At 37.8% G+C, this 238-nt stretch carries 1 protein-coding gene; it reads left to right on the top strand.

From position 1 onward, the window contains the following. Positions 1 to 178: 178 nt before the first annotated feature. A partial coding sequence (locus SB717_RS39310) for a LacI family DNA-binding transcriptional regulator (RefSeq protein WP_410908729.1) occupies positions 179 to 238 on the top strand: 60 nt, incomplete at its 3' end.

The following is a 238-nucleotide window of genomic DNA, read 5'->3' as shown; positions in this document are numbered from 1 at the left end:
ATTTTTTCGAAACTTTTGCGGGAAAATATTGTATGAGCCTGCGTTTTTATCGTATCATTAGTAAAAGGAAGAACTCGGGACGATTGGTGGCATCTGCAAATAGAGTTGATGTCTTTTTTTCATTCAAGTAACCGATACATAAAAATAGATAACAAAAACAGAAGGAGTGTGCGATGAGATGAACGTAACAATCTATGATGTAGCGCGCGAAGCGAACGTTTCAATGGCTACCGTATCA

The organism is Priestia sp. SIMBA_032 (assembly GCF_046535215.1).
Classification (GTDB): domain Bacteria; phylum Bacillota; class Bacilli; order Bacillales; family Bacillaceae_H; genus Priestia; species Priestia aryabhattai.
The sequence above is the reverse complement of the archived record's forward strand: the minus strand, read 5'-3'. Positions and strand labels throughout refer to the sequence as shown.